Raw genomic sequence first — 20,094 nt, 5'->3', positions numbered from 1 at the left:
TACGTAGACTACAAGGTTTACCCAACATCATTTTTTATTGATGTTTTTGATAACCCCTTAGATATTTTCTTTTAACGGCTAAGCTTATCAGGATTCGCCACCATGTAAATGGAATTGATTTTCCCTTCTTTAAACTCAAATGAAACTACGTAGGCTAGGTAACCGTTAATCATAATAACAACCCCTGGTCCACCGTTAATCTTTTTAAATTTGAACAAAGCATCTTCAGGTAACCTTTTAATTACATTCAAGAATAGGTGTGAAATTCGATCCGCAGTATAAATAGGTTTAAGTGCAGTTGTAACTTTCCCACCACCATCTGCATAAAAGATTGCGTCTTTCTGCAGCATTTGAATCATTTCCGAAACTTCACCGTTTTGCAATGCCACAGTGAACCTTTCTACATAGTTACTAAATTGCTGATAATCTTGTTGGTAAACATTCGGTTCATATACAAGCCCTTTCTTTGCTCTATGAAATATTTGCCGACAGTTTGTGCTGCTTTTATCCACAATAGAGGCGATTTCATCATAGTCATATTGAAAGACTTCTCGTAAAAGAAACACCGCTCTTTCAACTTCTGATAACTGTTGCAACAACATTATATAGGCGGTGGATAAAGATTCCTTCATAAAATATGAATTAGCTGGATCATCAAAGTAATCTTCCACAATCGGTTCAGGAAGCCATGTGCCCACATAAGTTTCTCTTTTGTGGGCAGCAGACCTTAAATGATCAATACAACAATTGGTCGTAATTTTACATAAATAGGCTTTTACATTTGTAATGGACTTGGAATCTTTACGTTTTGCAAAAGTAACGAATGATTCATGAACAATATCTTCTGCATCCATCACACTTCCTAGCATTCGATATGCTAGTGAAAAAAGCAGTGGCTTGTAATCTTGATAAATTTGTTCTAATTCCATCTTCTTTTTCTCTTTATTCATACTAACACCCAATCTTTTTTCAATATGTGTAATGCTGCACGTTTCGCGCTTGCAACAGCTGCATCGACCAATAGTTCCTCTTCTCCGGCCCAATCTCCTGCTATATAAAGGCCCTTTATTTCCGGAACAGCTGGACCTGGTTTTTCCGTTCTACCGGTATGAGGAAAATTATGCACAACGGTTATTTTAGGTAAATATTGCTGTTCGACCACCCCTTTTTTCCAGCCTGGATGAAGCAAATCCATTGTATGTTCTAATTGTTGTTTCTCTGTTTGAGACTCTATCGAAATTCTATTCAAATCATGATATTTAACCAAGCTAACTACAGATGTTCCGTTATTACTCAGCTTCGCTGCCCTAGATTGATTTACAAAGGCGACTGGTTGGTCAAGCCCCAGCACAAATTGATGATTTATATTAGGCAACGTTTTTAATCCTAAATCGTAGCAGGATGCGGTTACAGGAATTGCTTCCTCCTTCCAACAATACAGGGAGGTTTTTTCAACATGGGGTACAAGACGACATGCTTCGTTAGGGGGTGTTGCAATAATCACACTTTCTACATCAAACGATTCTCCATTCGTACAACTCACTCGTTCAATTTGGCCATTGTGGTCAATGCTATTTACATTCATAGATTCAAGAAGTTTAACACCGAAACTAACAGCTTTAGACCTTAATTCGGTTACAATAGATTCCCAACCATGATCGACATAGAGAACACCTTCTTTCATCCCCCTCTGGATCTGCCTTACAACTGGACGAGCTAGCTGTATACTTGGAGCATATGTTAGAGTGGTTAATCTGCATAATGCATAAAAGAAGTGGCGTACCATTGGATCAATGATTTCCCTTTCTGCCCATGCTTGCACGTTTTCATTTGAAACCGAATTCACATCCATTTTACTGAGCTGAAACATAAGCTTCGCAAGACGGACCTTCCCTAACCCATTAAGAAATTGCTTCGAAAATAAGGAACGTAAACCCATCGGCACTTGATAAACCTCATTTTTCCAAATAACATGTGCATCCGTAGAGGGTTCATTTCCCTTGATTGTAATCCCGAGTTCATCAAATATCTTCATTGCTTCACCGCCTTTATAAAGGGCATGTGCACCTAGGTTCATGAGAACGCCATTTTTATTAATGGTCATCGACCGTCCTCCGTATCGATCTGATTTCTCAAGCACCACTACCTTCTTACCTTCCTTTGCTAGAAAAAGTGCAGCTGTTAATCCAGCAAACCCGCCACCAATAATAGCAACATCAAATTTATTCATTTAAATCCCTCCTATTCTTTTCATTAATCAAGACGGATAGAGGGGTTCAATTGTGACAAAAAACTTAATTCATGAAAACCTATTTTTAGCCAAATATACGAACCAGTTTACCTATGGGCGGTATCCATTATGTAAGAAGTAAAAGGGCGCTACATATTAGTCATGTATAATATGTAGCATCCTTTATATTTTATGACTTTTATATTTTAGGTCTTGATAATATAAGAACTTCGTGACTTTACTTCAATTCCAAACTACAACTATTGTTCAATAGTCTAATACATTTTTTAACGGCACATTTACAACTATAATTTATCGTAATAAAAGGAGTGGTATACCCACTCCCCTTCTACATCCTTATATTTATTAAACAATATGTTTCTGTGGTTAGATTAAGTTTCAATCTCTATTTTTCATGTCTTTCAGTAAAACACTCGAGAATCCTATCTTTGAAAAACATTTCATTCCTTCGGTTCAATCATTTTCTTCGGATCTACAATCTCATCAAATTGTTCCTCTGTTAATAAACTTGATTGCAATGCTGCTTCTTTTAATGTTAATCCCTCTTTATGTGCATGCTTGGCAATTTTTGCTGCATTTTCATAACCGATATGTGGATTTAGTGCTGTTACAAGCATTAACGAGTTATTTAAGTGCTGCCCAATAATTTCTTTATTTGCTTCAATACCTACTGCACATTTATCGTTAAATGAAACAATTGCATCTGCTAATAATCGAGTAGATTGTAAGAAATTATAAGCAATGACTGGCTTAAAGGCGTTTAATTCAAAGTTTCCTTGACTTGCTGCAAAGCCGATTGTTGCATCATTTCCCATAACTTGCACTGCGACCATCGTTATAGCTTCACTTTGCGTTGGATTTACTTTTCCTGGCATAATAGAGCTCCCTGGCTCGTTTGCTGGAATCGTAATCTCTCCAAGTCCACTGCGCGGTCCACTTGCAAGCCAGCGTACATCGTTTGCAATTTTCATCACATCAGCAGCTAACGCTTTTAACGCACCGTGCGTATAAACAACTTCATCATGACTTGTTAACGCATGGAATTTATTTGGCGCTGATACAAATTGTTTTCCTGTAAAATTACTAATTTCTTCGGCAACCATATCACCGAATTTTGGATGGGCATTAATCCCTGTTCCTACCGCAGTACCACCAATTGCCAGCTCTTTCATATATGTACTGCTTTCTATAATCATCCGCTCTGTTTTTTCAAGCATCCGATGCCAGCCGCTCACTTCTTGCCCTAACGTTAACGGCGTTGCATCCTGTAAATGAGTACGACCAATTTTAATAACATGAGAGAACTCGTTTACTTTTTCTTGTAACGTGTCTTTTAATTTTACTACCGCTGGTAAGACTTGTTCTTCTACAGCTATCACACATGCAATATGAAGTGCTGTTGGAAATGTATCATTTGAGCTTTGAGACATGTTCACATCATCGTTCGGATGAATATGTAGATCAAGCCCTTTTTCTTGTAAAATTTGATTTCCGCGGTTAGCGATCACTTCATTCACATTCATATTAGATTGTGTACCACTTCCTGTTTGCCAAACAACAAGCGGAAAATGATCATCCCATTTTCCTGATAAAATTTCATCAACCGCCTCTACAATTGCACTTGCCTTTTCATCTGCTAGCTTCCCTAACTTTTGATTACTAAGCGCTGCACTTTTCTTTAAAATTGCAAATGCTCGAACAATTTCAAGCGGCATCCGCTCTGTTCCAATTGGAAAGTTCTCCTTACTACGCTGCGTTTGCGCTGCCCATAATTTATCAGCTGGAACTTTCATTTCTCCTAATGTATCTCTTTCCATTCTGTAATCCATGTTTTCATCCCCTTAGAATTAAATACCTTCTTTTTCATTTTATCGAAAACACAGAAAATAACAAATATTTCCACCAAAAATCAAAATTACCTATTGAATGATGATTTTGATAATATAAATTAGCTCATAAAAAAATCATCCTTCACCATAAGCGAAAGGATGATTTTTTCCATACTATGATACTTGTTTTTCTTTCCCTACATCATCTACATACCAAATAAATTTACCTGTATAGCCGTAAATAACAGCGAGCGCTAATGATACAAAGCTCAGCCACATAAATGGTAGGTAAGATAACGTCGAGACGCCTAAAATACCCGCCATAAAAATACCGTTATCAGACCATGGAACCATCCCAGAAGTAAGTGTTCCACCTACTTCTGAGTTACGTGCTAAAATGCGGCGATCTAATTTTAATTTATCATAGCTTTCTTCCATAATTTTTGGCGTTAAAATTAACGATACATACATGGCACAGCCAAATACATTTGCTAAAAATGCAACAATTAAAGTCGAAAGGGTTACATTACCTGCATTTGTTAATTTTCTCTCAAACTTCGAAACAATAACTTTTAAAACACCAAGCTTTTCTAATAAACCACCAAAACCAAGTCCGAAAATAATAACAGCAACTGACCCAAGCATTCCTTCAATTCCACCGCGATTTAATAATTTATCGATGAAATCGATACCAGAATCAATAGAAAACCCTTTGTAAGCTGTACCAATCGCTTCTCCAAAAGGCATGCCTTGGAACACAGCTGCCCAAATCGCACCAAGAAGAGCCCCCATTGCAATTGTAGGCATAGATGGACGTTTCATCGCTAAAAGGATAATGACTACGACCGCTGGAACGAGCATCCAAATGTGAATATCAAACTGCTTTAGTAAAGATGCCTTTAGAAAATCTACTTTTTCTAAATCTACATTCTTCCCACCATATACCCAGCCTGCAACTGTAAACATAATACCCGTAATAATATAAGCTGGAATATCTAAATACAACATAGCACGAACGTGCGCAATAACATCTACTTTTGCCATAGAAGCTGCAAGTACAGTGCTATCAGATAATGGTGATAATTTATCTCCGAAATACGCACCGGACAGCACTGCACCAGCTACAAGAGGAAGTGGTAATCCAAGTCCTTCACCAATTGCCATCATGGCAATACCAGCTGTACCTACCGTTCCCCAAGAAGTACCTGTTGCGATAGATGTAATCGAACAAATAATTAATGTCGCTAATAGAAAGATACTTGGGTGAATAAATTCTAAACCATAATAAATTAGTGTTGGCACAACACCGCCAGCAATCCAAGTTCCAATAAGAGCACCAACCGCCACTAATATTAAAATTGCTTCAAGTCCATTCGAAATTCCTTTTGTAATTGCATCTTGTAATTCTTGATAACGAAACCCAAGTCTTAATCCAAGCGCAATGACAAGAAACCATGAAATAAATAACGCAAGCTGAATTGGTAAATCAAAAGTTGTCTGAAATGAAAAGACAACGCCTAAAAATAATAGTAAAAGAATAATGATTTCAATCATCGATGGTAATCTTACACTTTTCAAATTTCTTCTCTCCTTATGAAGCAATAACATGATGCATATCGTTTAGTTACTTTTTACATAAACATAAATATTCATATTATTCCGATTTGTTTTTTTAGTATAATAAATGCACGACCTTTTTATTTTAAAAGTACCGCATGTATTTCGCAATGCTAATTTGAAAAAATACATTAATTTTTCTTATTTCATTAATATTCAATCCAATTCAAAAAAAGAAACTATTTTAAAATTGATAGAAATAGTTTCTTTTTATATTCTCAAATTTCAAAAGTTTGTATGGTGCATTTAATCAAATATATAATTATTTATTTGTAACAGCAGCGATTCAATTAAATTCATAAGTTGCTGCTTTGTTCGATTTAAATAGTTTCTTTTTTTAGAAGAAATTAATAATCCTATCGGCATTTTAGGATCAAATCCCTTAACTTTAAAGGTTATTGAATTTTGTTTTAAAATAGTTCCTTTAGGGATGATGCCTATTGCATCTCCAAAAACGAGTTGTGGAATAAGGTGTAGCGCACTACAATTGTAGACTCTTTTAAAAGATAAATTGTTCTCTGATAAAAAAGCATTCACAGATTGATAATAATAACAACTATTTTCTCCAATCAAAATGGGGTAATTAATAATATCAGATATTTCAACTGATTCTTTTGATAATACTGGATGATTTGGATTACTTACTATAAATTCGATTTGTTCTTTGCATAGTGGAGTGAAATTCACATTAGAAATATTCTTGTTGTTTCCACAAACAGCAAAATCAATCTTATTTTGATCAATCATTTCTAATAAAAGTGCTGTATTTCCCACGACAAAATCACAATGTATGTATGGCTTCTCATCGTCTAAATACTTTAATATATATGGAATTACTTTTTCTGCAACTGATTCCAATAAACCAATTCTTAAATTCCCCTTCTCTTCATTACTTATTCGCTGCGCTTGAGATATTGAATAATCCCAATGCATTAATAAGTTATCTACTTCCTCAGCAAATAATATACCTTCATCTGTTAATCGAGCATCCCACCCTCGTTCAAATAGAAGAAACCCGAGGTCATTTTCTAGTTTTTTTATATGTGTTGTTACAGTCGACTGCGCATAGTTTAATTTTTTAGCTGCGAGTGAAAAAGTTCCTTCTTCTATAATTTTTTTAAATGTATTTAACTCTTTTATTTCCATTTTCACACCTAATCTCCATCGATTTTATTGATAATATTATTGTTTATTTTCAATTATATAAATCAAGAACACCGATGTAAAATAAAGTTATAAGAAAGGGAGTGCATATATGCCGTTTGTTAATGTTTATTATCCAGATGGGCAATTGAATAAAGAGGAATTAAAAAAGATTAGCAATAGTATTCATCATTCACTAATTGAACATTTTAATATTCCCGAGAATGATTACTTTCAAATGTTTTTATCCTATCCATCTAATCAATTTTTTTATGATCCGTATTATCTCTTAGAGGGTGAAAAAAAAAGAACAGATAAAATGATACATGTTTCTATTACATGCGGATCAGGAAGAACAATAAATCAAAAAAGAGATTTATATCAATCAATCGCGGAAGCTTTTTATAATCGTTTAAACATCCCTACAACTAATATTTTTATTACATTAAACGAGACATCTGCTGAAAACTGGTCATTTGGCCAAGGAAAAGTACAAATGGTTACTATGAAGGAGGAAAAAGAATAATGAATGATCGTATCGACTCCAATATACCAAAGAAAATGAGAGAGATTGCTCCCGAGTTTGTTGATTACGGTGAAAACATATTATTTGAAAAGGTATGGAGAGATCCGGCATTAACATCAAAAGAAAGAAGTTTAATTACCCTTTCCGCTCTAATTAGTATTGGCAGTACGGAGCAACTACCATTTCATCTACAGTTAGCTAAAAAGAATGGAATTAACGAAAAAGAAATTATTGCTTTGATAACACATATGGCTTTTTATGTTGGATGGCCGAAAGCAACTACAGTGCTAAATAAAATACTAAGTTAAAAATAACATAATAGTATTTCTTAAAGCATTTAGTTAACATCAAAAGAAATAATCAACTTTTCCATGAAACCAAAAATCTACATTCAAACATAAATGCCATTTTGACTAGGCTTTTTCAAAATGGCTTCTTTTTATCCCGCATTAACGGGCAGTAAGACCCCCATCTCAAGATTCAGAGGGAAGCAAAGAAGATAGGTTGGGGATAACTGCCCGTAAAAGCCCGATTGGTTCAACTAACCGTCAGTGGGTGATGAAGCTACCCACTGATGGAAGTTTCACTTTATTTTATCGTACAATCCAGTTTTGAGGAACACTTTTAATCAAGCCTGATTTTAAGCTACACCTTTATTTTATAAATAGACTGTTCCCCCCTAGAAATTGTATAATTTGTCTTTGATGATGGTTATCATGGTCTGTAAATTCCTTTACAATATATATAAGTGAATAAGGAGTTCCAGTATGTGGACAATGAGTTACACCGTTTGCAGTTAATGGCCTTTTTAATTTTTCGGTTGGTAGTTCGTTAAGTTCTTTTACAAGTAGTTCCCTTGTATTTTTTGCTTCTTCAAGAAGTTTTGATTGTGATATACCTGATTTTGCGTAGTTTGACGCCTTTTTATTATGTGTATCAAAATCTGGAAACTTCATTCCCTTTTCATTTTGTACAGATGGGAGGACTTCTGTTAATAAATGATTATCCCAATTTATAATATGTGCTATTATCTCACTTACAGACCATTTACCATCAGCTATGGGTTTAAACCATAATGTTTCATCGATTTCTTTTAAAGTGGTTAACCACAATGAATAATGATTAAAATAACTAATTATATTTTTCACTTCACTCAAATTAATCCCTCTTTCTAAATTAAGTTAATATAATTATAACATAAAATTCCAAAAACCAAAACGTATGTTCCTTTTATGTTTTATGTTACAAAAACAACAATCTTTGAGAAAACAGCCTACAATAAAATGAAATAACTTTATTATTTGCACTTCTTTCTCCATCTTGAGATGCGAAATAGCGAGCTAAAATTCCCGATAAAAAAACTGCTGAGAATCTTCTCTCAACAGTTTTTCATCCAACAATTCTTTCTTCGAGCTTTTCTTTTTTCTCTGAAAGTAATGCATACGGTGTACACATATACGTCATTGCAACTGGATCATATACAACACGAGCTTTCACACCAAACACTGTTTCAAACAATTCATCATTTAAAATATCATTTGGTGCTCCCTCCATTACTTTATCTCCATCTTTAATCGCAACAATATGATGTGCATATTTAGCGGCATGATTTAAATCATGTACAACCATAACAACCGTTCGATTTTCTTCTTCATTTAATTTTTTCAATAACTCTAATATTTCTAACTGATGGGCCATATCTAAATACGTTGTCGGTTCATCTAGTAATAATAACTCCGTATCTTGCGCAAGTGCCATCGCAATCCAAACGCGCTGCCGCTGTCCACCTGACAGTTCTTCTAATGTACGATCTGTAAATTGATTCATTCCAGTTACTTCAAGCGCCCAGTTTACCATTTCATGGTCCTTCTCCGTTCGCTTTCCAAGTAAGCGTTGATGCGGATAACGCCCATGCCAAACGAGACCTTCTACCGTTAATCCTTCAGGTGCCGTCGGTGATTGTGGTAAAATTGCCAATTTCTTTGATACTTCCTTTGTTGGCATCGTATGAATGGCTTTACCATCTAAATATACGTGACCCTTAGTTGGTTGCAGCAGCCGTGCTAACGATTTTAAAATCGTTGACTTCCCGCATCCATTTCGGCCGACTAGTGCCGTAATTTTTCCTTCTGGAATATATAAATCGAGATGATTAATAATCGTTTGATTTCCGTACGTAAGCTCTAACTGTTCCGTATGTAAACTGGTCATCTTGTTCACTCCTTATTTGTTATTTAGAGGAGACTATGTTCTTTTTCTAATCACGAGTAAATATATAAAATACGGTGCGCCAACAAGAGCTGTAATAATACCAGCTGGTATTTCAATTGGCGGAATAATAATTCTCCCCATCATATCTGCACCCGTAACGAGTATTGCACCAAATAACGCTGAAACTGGCAAAAACAATCTACTGTCTGACCCAACAAGAAGTCGCGCCGCATGTGGGATAACGAGCCCTACAAAACTAATTGTCCCTCCTACCGCTACTGAACTGGCCGCTAAGGCAACAGCTACGCCGATTAGCACAAGACGAACAGCATTAATACGCATGCCTAAACCTTTTACTATTTCTTCATTTAATAATAAAAGATTCATTTGTTTATAACTTGCAAATGTAATGACCGCTCCAATTATCGTCCATGGCCATAGCATATCAACATGTTCCCAAGACCTTGCATATAAACTTCCCTTTAGCCATACAAGAGCTTGTGAGGAATCAACCGCAAATTTCACAATAATAAATGTAATAAGGGCCTGTAAACCCGTAGAAATGGCAACGCCGCATAGTGCAAGACGCTCCGGTTTTACTCCTCCTTTTTGATACGATAATACATACACAAGCAAACTCGCAATCATCGCCCCGACAAATGCAGCAATAGGGAGCATAATTGCCGGTACACTCGGAAACATAAGGAGCATAATAACAGCTGCTAATCCTCCGCCAGCAGAAACTCCAATAATATCAGGTGCTGCAAGGGGATTTCGTGTTACACTTTGTAAAATCGATCCTGATAACGCCATGTTAATTCCAACTAAAATCGCTATGATAAGACGCGGTAAACGATATTTTAGTACAACACCTTCTCCTATCATCAGTCCTTCTATAATCTCAGCAAGTGGTGTTGGTACAGCGCCAAGCCGTAAACTTAGCAGAGAAAGCGCAATTAGCAATATAAAACCTACTATGATAACAATTGTAAATCGGCCAAGCTTCTTCATTTCACAGCACCTCTCTTCCTTCTCATTAAATATATGAAGAATGGTGTACCTAAAAGTGCTGTAATAACGCCAACAGGTGTATCCGCTGGATAAGACACCCATTGCGCTGCAAAATCTGCGATGACAAGAAGATTAGCACCGAGCAATGCCGAAAATGGTATAATAATTCGATAATCTTGACCAACTAGTTTTCTTGCAATATGTGGAACTATAAGTCCGATAAATCCAATCGGTCCAGCTACCGCAACCGTGCTACCGACAAGAATAACAATTAAAAACGCAAATAGTCTCCGAATCCAAAGTACATTTACACCAAGTCCACGTGCTGTCTCTTCACCAAGAGATAAAATATTCAATTGATTTGCTAGAAAAAACACAAGAATCATAACAGGAACTGCCGAAACTAACATCATTTTTATATCTTGCCAGTTTGCCCCTGATAACTTTCCAGCCATCCAATATAAAATCTCTGTTAGTTGTGTTTCATATAACAAAATCGCTCCTGTCGTTAATGATCCAAGGAATAGACTCATCGCAATCCCAGCAAGCACAAGACGTGAAGGTGTATATTCACCGCGAAATGCTAATGAATAAATCACACTTCCACCTGCAGCCGCCCCAAGAAAAGCTGCTAGCAAAATAATAAAACTCGTATCCTTCTCTCCAAATAGTAAAAGGGCAATGACAACAAAACAAGAAGCTCCTTGATTTATTCCAATATTTTCTGGATCAGATAACGGATTTCGCGTAATCCCTTGTAATAGACACCCGGCAACAGCTAATGCCGCGCCAAGTAAAGCTCCTAGCACGACACGCGGTACACGTACTTGCCAAACTGTATAGTAAATTAAATTTTTTGTATCCGTTGCAAATACTTCCGATATGTTATGAAATGATAATCCTTTTACACGAAATAATGCAGAGAGAGCTCCAACCATTACTAATAGTAGAAAAAAGAAAATAAATTGCAAAGTAGAAGAAGCATACGGGTGTAATGCCCGTCTGCTTCTAGTTTGTGTATGATACAAAGTCTCCAACTCCTTATTTAGAAGACTGACCTGTTAATGCCGGGAGTGCCTCATCTAAAATTTTATCTGCTGCAATTGGTCCGCGCCCACGTGCCCAAAGATTACGATCCACATTAATGACATGCTTTTCTTTTACTGCTTTTAAGTTATTGTACAGTGGATTATTTTTAAACTTCTCTACATTTTCTCCATATAAGAAGATATAGTCTGGATTGATTTCATTTAGACGTTCCATCGTAATTTTGGCAATTTCTGCTTTACCTTCTGTTTTTTCTTTTTTCCCTTCATATGCGTACTTCACGCCAACATCTGTCATTAACGAACCAATAAATGAATCTTTAATCCATACAGAAAACTCATCATCAAAAGCACCAATAACAAGTACTGATGGATTTCCTTTTACTTTCTCTTTTGCTTTTGAAATTTTATCTTGTAATTCTGTACGAATCTTTTTTGCTTGCTCTTCTTTTCCAACTGCTTTAGCAATGGTGTCCATATTTTTCATTACTTCTTCATAACTGTTATCATCAAATGCAATTGTTGGAGCAATGTCTTTTAATTCTTTTTGAATCATATTGTGTCGATCTTTACTTGCAATAATTAAATCAGGTTTCACTGATGAAATCACTTCTAAGTTTGGTGCTTTTCGTTCCCCAACATCTTTGACTTTCGATGCTTTATCCTGTAAATATTCTGGAATTTTCGTTTTCCCTACTCCAGCATTTGCAACTGGTGTAACACCTAAATCTATTAATGTATCAATAAATGAAAAGTCAAGAGTTACAATATTTTTTGGTGTCTCTTTTAACTCTGTTTCTCCCCACTCATGTTTAATTTTCACTGCCCCCGCTTGATTTTTTGCTTCTACTTTATCTTCTTTTTTAGCTGTTTCTTTTGCCCCTCCACTGCAGCCAGTAAGCGCCCCCACCGCTAATGACATCGCTACAAGTAAAGTACTCATTTTTTTCTTGTTCATTATGTAATCCCCCATACGAGTAATATTGATAATCATTTTCATCTAATATGATAGCATAATTTTAGGAATTGTCTATTATTTCCCCCAAAAAAAGTGTTGGGGAATGATTCATACACTCGACTGGCGAGCAATAGCTCTCGTTTCACTTTATAACATAAGTGCTTTTTGCAGCACTTCATCATACACATATTGTTTTCGTACAAGTGATGAAACCATACCGCTTTGCAATGCACTATACGCTGGAACAAATGTCATTTTGTCCCCTATGCGGTGTGGTGTACTATCCGTTATATCAACAATTAAATGATCACTACTTCCACCCAGAATTTCAATATTCTTATCAGAAGCTCGTAAACCGCTAATATCAAGATCCTGTCTTCCGATTGCAACAATTGCTCGTAGTCGCTCTCCTTTATCTTCAAAAGACGGAACTTGGCCAAACGCATCTCTTCCAATGACTCCCCTTGGCATAGACGGCTTCCTTTTTATTTCGATGATTTCTGCTTCAATTGAAAATACATCTTGGTACATAAAGGGAATATTTTTTCCATACGCTGTTTCTTTTCCTAGAAAAATAGCTTCTCCAATCCGTAGAGAATTGACACGTCCAATATGTTTCTTTTGCATAATAAGTGGTAACGAACTTGAATTCCCTCCTGAGATAAACCGAAGTTGTGCGCCTATTTCCTTTTCTACTAAATTTGCTAATTGCGTTAATTCTTGCAAAGAACTCTCAGTTGGAATCACACCACTAAAGCAAGTAAAGTTTGCTCCAATACCATCAAGTGCAATTCCGGGAATATTTGATACCCTTTGCGCTGCTTCTACTACTTGATGCGGCATCATTCCTTCACGAAGATCACCTAAATCAACCATTAAAATGACACGATGTACTTTTCCATATGTTCTCGCTGCTCTTCCTAATGCTTCTATGATACTTAGTTCAGAATTCAAACTAATATCCGCACAGCGAACCGTTTCTTCTACTTCCGACAAAGCTGGCGTACGAATCAATAAAAGCTCAGCTTCTTTTCCGACAATAGAACGAATGTGATGAAGATGCTGTAATCTAGAATCAGCAAATCTTGTATACTTTGCCTCTTGAAGCGTTTCAATGACCTCTCTCGCAGCGCCAATCCCTTTTGTCACTGGAAAACATATCAGATTTGAACGCTCACATAATCGCTTCATCATCATAGCATTATGCTTCAATTTTGAAAGATTTACTTTCATAATAGGCATCATGTTGCTTCCTCCTGCTACATAAATAAATTTTCATTTTTCAACATATAAGTCGCTGCTATGTAGAACAAGACATGACCGCTACTTTGTTTTAATCCTTGCATGTGGCAGGAAAAGGCTCTGACCGATTCTATACACAGCCAGATGCTCCCTCCCACCTAAAAGAAAGTTTTTTTCACTTTGTATTTATATACAGAGCGGATTATGAAACTTTGTATATAAATAAGATTTCGCTTGATCTTGTATTCTCATGGAAAACAATGCTTTTGTTTCAATTTGATCTGCAAATATGGCTGCTTTTTGCTCTTCTGTTGCATCGACCATATACTCTTTCACAATCGCAGCAACGATTCCCCATAACTCTTTTTCCTGTACGTCGTCTATCGCAAGAGCTAATGTAAATAACACATCTCCAAAGTGGTTTTGCAATACGGAATGAATAAACTTGTTATAAACTTCATTTCTATCATCTGTAAATACAACTGCTTCTTTCAGATTCGCAATATCTACTACCTTCGCTAATGTCTTCTTATGAATTCGCACGCCTCCTAAATCACGCACAAAAATTCGTTGGATTGCTCCGCTCTTTGTAACAATAATAGAGTTTTGCATATGCCCTTCTAGTGCAATTCCATATTGTAAAACAAGCTGTAGTAAAGGAATCATAACTTTCTCCGTATAGTGAGCAACATAATGAAATACTTCTTTTTTACCAATCGTTTCAGTTTCAAAATATGTGCGCATCATATCTACAATAACCGGTTCATCTTCTCTTAATGGATTACTTGCTGTTAAACTAGCTCCAACCCATAGTAATTCTCCTTCTTGCTTATATACATGTGGGCTTTCTCGTAAAATAAATGCAAGATTCCGTCCTAAATGAACATCATCATTTTTCGTAAAAGTAGCTCCAACTCGTTCACGAACAACAACTACTGACTGTGCTAACTCTTTCTCATTTGCGTAAATCGTATCAAACAACGAAGAAAGAACCGGTCCGTTTACAGTTATTTCTGGTGATACCGTTCTGACCGCGCTCGTAGCTTGCGCACGTACCGGAAGCTTGACATGATACGACAGTTCTAGTAGATTCATCGTTCGAAATGAAAGCGTCGCCCGGGACGGAAGTTGATACGGAATTGGAATGATGCGCCCTTCTGCTAAATCCGTATCATACTCTTTGGTTAGCACATGTTCATATTGCCATGGGTGAACAAGAAATGGATAATAATCTTCCATTTGTTTTCTTTGATTTACTAATGTTTCATATGCTGTTTCATATAAATCTGGCATACTTTCATATAATAATGTTTTTCCAAAACGCTCTCCTGTAACTGCTATTACACCTTTATGAACAAGTAATACATATAACGGAACAACTTGTTCAAATTCAGGTGCATAGCGCTTTACTTCTTCTTTCGATAAACCAAGTTTTGTTTTTGTTGAAGGGTGCAATGGATGTCCTTCAATTACTAATGACTCTGTATATAAGAGTTCATCAAACGACGTACATCTTTTTAACTCTTCGAAAAATTGATATAGATTATTTGGTTTGTATTTCGCATAAAACATCATGTTTGTTTCAAGCTGTTGTTTTACCCATTCCTGTTTTTGTTCCCCTGCCTCATAAGCCAATTCTAAGTTCTCAACGCTGTTCTGTAATTCATTTTGCAGAGCATCTGAAACATGGAGCTGAAAGAATGGTGCTACCTCTTCAAAGAACACTTGCAATGAATCAATCCATATCACATGCCCTCTTACTTTAAAGCGAAGTGGGAAAGAAAATTCATATCGTTCAAATGCCCCTTCTTGTTGCACTTCTAGTAATAATTCTGCTTCATTCATACTATCTATAATTTCAATACCATGCTCATGCTTTAGCACAGCACAACTTTCTAATAAATTTTTTTCACGAATTAACGCATTACAAAAACGATTTAAAATACGATATTCTGCTTGTACTCGATTGGATTGTTTACTTTGAATGGACAAAACTCTTCACCTTCCTATTTTGTTTTTTCACTTTTATGTATTGCAATACAAATGGGATCATACATAAAATCCCCATCATCACAAATGTCTCAGAAATCCCCACATACTCAATTGCGTAACTTACTATAATTGAACCGAGCGGAATCATTCCTCGGTCCATTAATACAACACTAAGCATGAGACCTCGTTCTTCTTCACGAACATTGTTTTGAAAATAAACACGATTACTAGAGCGTAACAACTGTCCAAAAAGACCGATAGAGAATAATAGTATAAAAAACATAAATGTATTACTAATAATTAGGAGCGCTATACTACTGGAAAACAAAGATACACTCATGTAATAAATCTTAATTTCTGAAATATACTCTAATATTCTAGGAAGAATAATTGTTGCTATAATCGCACCAACTGCTGCTGCAGACATCGCAATGCCGAATACTTCCGCTTTTCCAGTAAATTGATGAGAAACAAGTACAGGCAATACAGATGTATACGAAAAGCCAAAAGCCATTGTAATCATTGATGTAATAAAAATATTTCTTCCCATATGATCATTGGAAAAGTATTGAACAATTTGTTCCCAGCTTGCTTTCTTCTTTTCTTTTCGTTTTTTCATCGTTCGATCTTTCATCGGTAATACGAGAATGAATGCAATAAGTGAACAAATTGCCTGCATCATAAATGTCAGCTCGATATGCCCTCCTGCAATTAAAAATCCAGCTACAGCTGGCCCTGTCGAGCGGCAAACATTCATTACAAATGAGTTCATAGATATCAATTTACTAATTTGATGGTTCGTATCAATATCAGAAAGAATTGTATTTCGATTTGGTGTTTCCAATGCACTAATTACTCCTCTCACAAATGAGAAAAGAAGAAAAATAGAAAAAGAAGGAGTAATAAACACAACATAAATAGCAAGTGCTGTTGTAACCACTAGTCCCCAAAAAGAATAAGACTTCATTAACTTAATACGCGGATACAGATCACAAAGCTTCCCTGCATATACACTAAACAATACAATAGGAATCAGCCTTACAAAGTTAATCCATCCTAAATACGTGGCACTATGATACAGGTCATAAACGTACCAATTGATCGCAGTCATTCCAAGCCAATTCCCCATAAATAAGAAAAATGAACTACTAAAAAATAGTTTGCGAATAAAAACCACCCCGAAATTTTCAGTTGCATTTTTACATGCACTCTTTATAATTGATATTGATTATCATTATCCTTGTAAAATAATATAAAATATTCTTTTTTATCTGTAAAGATAGAAAATTCAAGAAAGGTGGTTTCTATGCAACTCAATAAAATTCAAACATTAGAATTAGAGGAACAAAACTTGCTTTCTTTTTTACAACAACATCACGCACCGCTACATGAAACCTATCAACAAATGATTCAAAAAGGACGAGCTGGTATACTGGAACGATTACTATCTTCCTTCATTCGTGAAAATATATGTAACATGACAGAGACTGGGATTTTGCTTCGCAAACATAAAGGGGTATTTGTTTCATTTTCAGAACAGTGCTGCCCAGACTTTTTACTAGATTATATAAATACTCATACACGGCAGTTTAACGAATTTCCAATGGTACAAGGACTATATTTTAAAAAGCAAAACGCATACCTGCTTATACCTATTCGGCACATTTATGCTTTTGAACGACCAGTTATAAGTGGACCGTATATTCTCGTATCACCATCTAATGAAAAAGAAATTACACATCCGAATGAAGTATTGACATTACTAATGAAAGAAAATTGGCAAGGACCTCCTTCCTATTTTCATATGTTTGAAGACGATGTTACAAATAGCGCTGCTAATTTAGCTCTTGCTTATACATTTCATAAACAAACTGAGAATACGAAGGCGCTACAAGCTGCTTCTCAGGCACGCGATTCCTATGCCTTTTTTGAACAGCTTGTTATTGAAGGGCATCCTTGTCATCCTGGTGCCAAAATGAGAAAGGGATTAAGCCCTGAAGAAACATTGGCATATTCAGCAGAGTTTAAAAATGCCATTCCACTCTGCTTTGTAGCTGTACACGAAAATTACATAAGCTCAGCTTTTATGGAAGAACAAAATTGGAATGCGGTATTATTCTCTTTTGAACCTGCACTTCAAGTAGAGGCAGAACTGAAACTTGGTGATAAAATAGACGACTATATACTATTACCAATTCATCCATGGCAAGCTACTCATACGTTACGTGAAATTTACAGTGAAGAACTTGAAGAACAAATGATTATTTTATTGGATTATAGAGCAACATATTTAGCGGGCATGTCGTTTCGTACGATCTTTCCTGCACAATACGATACAATTAGACCACATTATAAACTAACAACAAATATTCATTTAACTGGGGAAGTACGAACATTATCAGAACAAACGATTCATAACGGACCAATTATGAGCAACATCTTAAAACAAATCGTTACGCAAGATACAATGATTGACGATACTCGTTTTGTTCCTATTATGGAGCGGGCTGGTGCTCATTTTCTTCATCCAAATGACGTAGACGATGAATTCCAAACATTACGGAGTGAAAATCTCGCTTGTGTCGTTCGCGATAATATTCATGCTTATGTGAATCAAGATGAATGGGCGATTGTCGGGTCTGCTCTTGTCGCTTCCGTGCACGGTACAAATAAACCAGTCATAGTAGAACTAATTGAATTATATAAAGAGAACCACAACCTACCATTACACGATGCAATTGTTAAGTTTATTGAGAAATATGTAACAAATGCCCTTACCGGTTTTATTCCGCTCATGGTGAAATACGGCATTGGTTTAGAAGGTCATTTGCAAAATACAGTCCCTGTCTTTAAAAAAGATGGTACACCGCATCGATTACTCGTGCGTGATTGGGAAGGTATTCGTGTTCATCGTAACCGTTTACAAAATGCAGGATTTGATTTAAACATGTTTCATCATAAATCAAGAATTCTAGTAGATGATGAAAAAAGCATGCGTAATAAAGTGTTTTACTCTGTCATGCAAAATCACTTTGGCGAGTTATTTTTGCATATAAGTCAGTTTTATGAATTCGATGAACAACTGCTATGGAATATAGTAAAACGAGTTTTACACAATATTTTTGTAGATTTACAAGAAGATCCTAACTACAAAGAATGTGCAGTATCTGACTGTGCTGTCTTTTTTGCAGATAAAGTAGATTATAAAGCTTTAACCCTTATGCGTATGATGGGAGAAGCTCATGCTTATTTTTATGTGAAAGTTAAAAATCCATTATGCGATTGAAATAGAAACAACTTCTTTTGACTTCTGTATAAACGAACAAAAAGAAAGAGCGTGTTTTGAAAAAAATTTAATCAAAACACGCTCTTAAAATATTCTAATGTATCACTCTTTTATAAAAGGTTTAATCATTTTTTTATTTTTATTCAACTGAGGCATCTGTTAATTAAACAAGAGTTTGTCATTCTATTAATCTACATTGTACTGATGCCTTAACTAAGAGACATCACTATAACATGATGACTCTTAGTTATTTTTTTCAGGGAATGGATTTCGGCCAAATCTCCAAAAGTATAATTTATTTGTTTCTTTATACATTTCCGCTCCTAATTTTTCTAATACCTTGTGTGATGGAATGTTATCTTTAGCAGTATCAGCAATAACGTACACAACACCCGTCTGATTTAACAACCAGTTTTTCATATTATTAACTGTTTCTGTCATATAGCCATTCCCTTGATATTCAGGAAGAGTATAATAACCAATTACTACTTCACCATTTTCATTTGGAAGACCTTTTAACATGATTCCTCCAACATTACAGTTTTTATCTTTCGACACAATTAACCAATTGGTATACCATATATAATTCTCCTTATCCATTAACAGCTTTGAAAGCCTTGTTTCCATAGCTTGTTTAAGTTCTAGGCTAAGAAATCTATTTGATTCACTTAAAGATAACATTCAGCTACTTCAAAAGAAGAACAACAGCAACTCATCGCAGAAGACCCAGACCGCTTCTATGCACTGCCAGATGCTCTCGTCCTCTCTAAAAAGGAAGGACTTTTATGTCGCTTTTTAACTAGTATATACAGAAGCTTGCACTCCTTCATATTTTAAAAGATCTTTATATTCTTTTTCCAATTCATCTAAAGTTAATTCGTATAACTGTTTATTTAATACTTTATATATCCCTACATCAATTAACTTCTCAATCAATTGTTTTTTCCTCTTCTCTACAGTATAACGAAGTCCATAACTCATT

Annotated in this window: 18 protein-coding genes; 3 read left to right on the top strand and 15 right to left on the bottom strand. The window is 35.6% G+C overall.

The annotated features are described in order from the left end of the window. Positions 1-71 precede the first annotated feature (71 nt). From PLX19_RS14575 to PLX19_RS14555, 5 genes are all read right to left on the bottom strand, one after another. Positions 72-929, bottom strand: a complete 858-nt coding sequence (locus PLX19_RS14575; RefSeq protein ID WP_272189468.1) for an RNA polymerase sigma-70 factor — start codon at positions 927-929, stop codon at positions 72-74. 17 nt (positions 930-946) lie between these two features. Beyond that, positions 947-2,230 (bottom strand): phytoene desaturase family protein, encoded by a 1,284-nt coding sequence (locus PLX19_RS14570; RefSeq protein WP_272189380.1) that lies wholly within the window; start codon positions 2,228-2,230, stop codon positions 947-949. Between the two features lie 461 nt (positions 2,231-2,691). After that, complete coding sequence (fumC, locus tag PLX19_RS14565) at positions 2,692-4,080, bottom strand: class II fumarate hydratase (protein WP_272189378.1); 1,389 nt, start codon at positions 4,078-4,080, stop codon at positions 2,692-2,694. Between the two features lie 174 nt (positions 4,081-4,254). Beyond that, entirely contained in the window at positions 4,255-5,658 is a 1,404-nt protein-coding gene (gene nhaC, locus PLX19_RS14560) for a Na+/H+ antiporter NhaC (protein ID WP_272189377.1), read from the bottom strand. 285 nt (positions 5,659-5,943) lie between these two features. After that, positions 5,944-6,843 carry a LysR family transcriptional regulator gene (locus PLX19_RS14555; RefSeq protein WP_272189467.1) on the bottom strand — a complete coding sequence of 300 codons (900 nt, stop codon included), beginning with the start codon at positions 6,841-6,843 and terminating at the stop codon, positions 5,944-5,946. A 109-nt stretch (positions 6,844-6,952) separates the two neighbouring features. Here PLX19_RS14555 and PLX19_RS14550 point away from each other — a divergent pair, with 109 nt between their 5' ends. Both PLX19_RS14550 and PLX19_RS14545 read left to right on the top strand, forming a co-directional pair. Further along, positions 6,953-7,366 carry a tautomerase family protein gene (locus PLX19_RS14550; protein ID WP_272189376.1) on the top strand — a complete coding sequence of 138 codons (414 nt, stop codon included), beginning with the start codon at positions 6,953-6,955 and terminating at the stop codon, positions 7,364-7,366. Further along, positions 7,366-7,674: a carboxymuconolactone decarboxylase family protein gene (locus PLX19_RS14545; protein ID WP_272189375.1), complete on the top strand. Its 309-nt coding sequence runs from the start codon at positions 7,366-7,368 to the stop codon at positions 7,672-7,674. The genes PLX19_RS14550 and PLX19_RS14545 overlap by 1 nt, the downstream gene beginning before the upstream one ends. 345 nt (positions 7,675-8,019) lie before the next feature. Here PLX19_RS14545 and PLX19_RS14540 read toward each other — a convergent pair whose 3' ends face one another. From PLX19_RS14540 to PLX19_RS14505, 8 genes are all read right to left on the bottom strand, one after another. Then, positions 8,020-8,523, bottom strand: a complete 504-nt coding sequence (locus PLX19_RS14540; protein ID WP_272189374.1) for a DinB family protein — start codon at positions 8,521-8,523, stop codon at positions 8,020-8,022. Between the two features lie 232 nt (positions 8,524-8,755). Next, positions 8,756-9,577 (bottom strand): ABC transporter ATP-binding protein, encoded by an 822-nt coding sequence (locus PLX19_RS14535; protein WP_272189373.1) that lies wholly within the window; start codon positions 9,575-9,577, stop codon positions 8,756-8,758. Positions 9,578-9,610: 33 nt separating this feature from the next. Beyond that, the gene (locus tag PLX19_RS14530) at positions 9,611-10,588 is read right to left on the bottom strand and encodes a FecCD family ABC transporter permease (RefSeq protein WP_272189372.1); all 978 of its coding nucleotides are present in this window, start codon (positions 10,586-10,588) and stop codon (positions 9,611-9,613) included. Further along, complete coding sequence (locus tag PLX19_RS14525) at positions 10,585-11,616, bottom strand: FecCD family ABC transporter permease (protein ID WP_272189371.1); 1,032 nt, start codon at positions 11,614-11,616, stop codon at positions 10,585-10,587. The genes PLX19_RS14530 and PLX19_RS14525 overlap by 4 nt, the downstream gene beginning before the upstream one ends. A 13-nt stretch (positions 11,617-11,629) precedes the next feature. After that, entirely contained in the window at positions 11,630-12,592 is a 963-nt protein-coding gene (locus tag PLX19_RS14520) for an ABC transporter substrate-binding protein (RefSeq protein ID WP_272189370.1), read from the bottom strand. 147 nt (positions 12,593-12,739) lie between these two features. Further along, positions 12,740-13,837 carry an alanine/ornithine racemase family PLP-dependent enzyme gene (locus PLX19_RS14515; RefSeq protein WP_272189369.1) on the bottom strand — a complete coding sequence of 366 codons (1,098 nt, stop codon included), beginning with the start codon at positions 13,835-13,837 and terminating at the stop codon, positions 12,740-12,742. Between the two features lie 183 nt (positions 13,838-14,020). Then, the gene (locus tag PLX19_RS14510) at positions 14,021-15,826 is read right to left on the bottom strand and encodes an IucA/IucC family protein (protein ID WP_272189368.1); all 1,806 of its coding nucleotides are present in this window, start codon (positions 15,824-15,826) and stop codon (positions 14,021-14,023) included. After that, positions 15,810-17,003: an MFS transporter gene (locus PLX19_RS14505; RefSeq protein WP_272189366.1), complete on the bottom strand. Its 1,194-nt coding sequence runs from the start codon at positions 17,001-17,003 to the stop codon at positions 15,810-15,812. The genes PLX19_RS14510 and PLX19_RS14505 overlap by 17 nt, the downstream gene beginning before the upstream one ends. A gap of 129 nt (positions 17,004-17,132) precedes the next feature. Between PLX19_RS14505 and PLX19_RS14500 the strand changes: the two genes are divergently transcribed. After that, entirely contained in the window at positions 17,133-19,112 is a 1,980-nt protein-coding gene (locus tag PLX19_RS14500; RefSeq protein WP_272189365.1) for an IucA/IucC family protein, read from the top strand. Between the two features lie 243 nt (positions 19,113-19,355). On the opposite strand, the gene PLX19_RS14495 is transcribed toward PLX19_RS14500, so the two are convergent. Together PLX19_RS14495 and PLX19_RS14490 are read right to left on the bottom strand one after the other, a co-directional pair. Further along, positions 19,356-19,793 (bottom strand): GNAT family N-acetyltransferase, encoded by a 438-nt coding sequence (locus PLX19_RS14495; protein WP_272189363.1) that lies wholly within the window; start codon positions 19,791-19,793, stop codon positions 19,356-19,358. A 114-nt stretch (positions 19,794-19,907) separates the two neighbouring features. After that, entirely contained in the window at positions 19,908-20,093 is a 186-nt protein-coding gene (locus tag PLX19_RS14490) for a Fur-regulated basic protein FbpA (RefSeq protein WP_272189362.1), read from the bottom strand. Position 20,094 lies beyond the last annotated feature (1 nt).

This window comes from Bacillus sp. BP-3, assembly GCF_028401955.1.
Taxonomy (GTDB): Bacteria; Bacillota; Bacilli; order Bacillales; family Bacillaceae_G; genus Bacillus_A.
Note: the sequence above shows the minus strand (reverse complement) of the source record. Positions and strands in the feature narration are given on the sequence as shown.

Excerpts from the sequence above, each read along its gene's own strand:
- PLX19_RS14575 (WP_272189468.1), bottom strand. The coding sequence starts at position 929 with ATGGAATTAGAACAAATTTATCAAGATTACAAGCCACTGCTTTTTTCA.
- PLX19_RS14570 (WP_272189380.1), bottom strand. The coding sequence starts at position 2,230 with ATGAATAAATTTGATGTTGCTATTATTGGTGGCGGGTTTGCTGGATTA.
- fumC (WP_272189378.1), bottom strand. The coding sequence starts at position 4,080 with ATGGATTACAGAATGGAAAGAGATACATTAGGAGAAATGAAAGTTCCA.
- PLX19_RS14555 (WP_272189467.1), bottom strand. The coding sequence starts at position 6,843 with ATGGAAATAAAAGAGTTAAATACATTTAAAAAAATTATAGAAGAAGGA.
- PLX19_RS14550 (WP_272189376.1), top strand. The coding sequence starts at position 6,953 with ATGCCGTTTGTTAATGTTTATTATCCAGATGGGCAATTGAATAAAGAG.
- PLX19_RS14545 (WP_272189375.1), top strand. The coding sequence starts at position 7,366 with ATGAATGATCGTATCGACTCCAATATACCAAAGAAAATGAGAGAGATT.
- PLX19_RS14535 (WP_272189373.1), bottom strand. The coding sequence starts at position 9,577 with ATGACCAGTTTACATACGGAACAGTTAGAGCTTACGTACGGAAATCAA.
- PLX19_RS14530 (WP_272189372.1), bottom strand. The coding sequence starts at position 10,588 with ATGAAGAAGCTTGGCCGATTTACAATTGTTATCATAGTAGGTTTTATA.
- PLX19_RS14520 (WP_272189370.1), bottom strand. The coding sequence starts at position 12,592 with ATGAACAAGAAAAAAATGAGTACTTTACTTGTAGCGATGTCATTAGCG.
- PLX19_RS14515 (WP_272189369.1), bottom strand. The coding sequence starts at position 13,837 with ATGATGCCTATTATGAAAGTAAATCTTTCAAAATTGAAGCATAATGCT.
- PLX19_RS14500 (WP_272189365.1), top strand. The coding sequence starts at position 17,133 with ATGCAACTCAATAAAATTCAAACATTAGAATTAGAGGAACAAAACTTG.
- PLX19_RS14495 (WP_272189363.1), bottom strand. The coding sequence starts at position 19,793 with ATGTTATCTTTAAGTGAATCAAATAGATTTCTTAGCCTAGAACTTAAA.
- PLX19_RS14490 (WP_272189362.1), bottom strand. The coding sequence starts at position 20,093 with ATGAGTTATGGACTTCGTTATACTGTAGAGAAGAGGAAAAAACAATTG.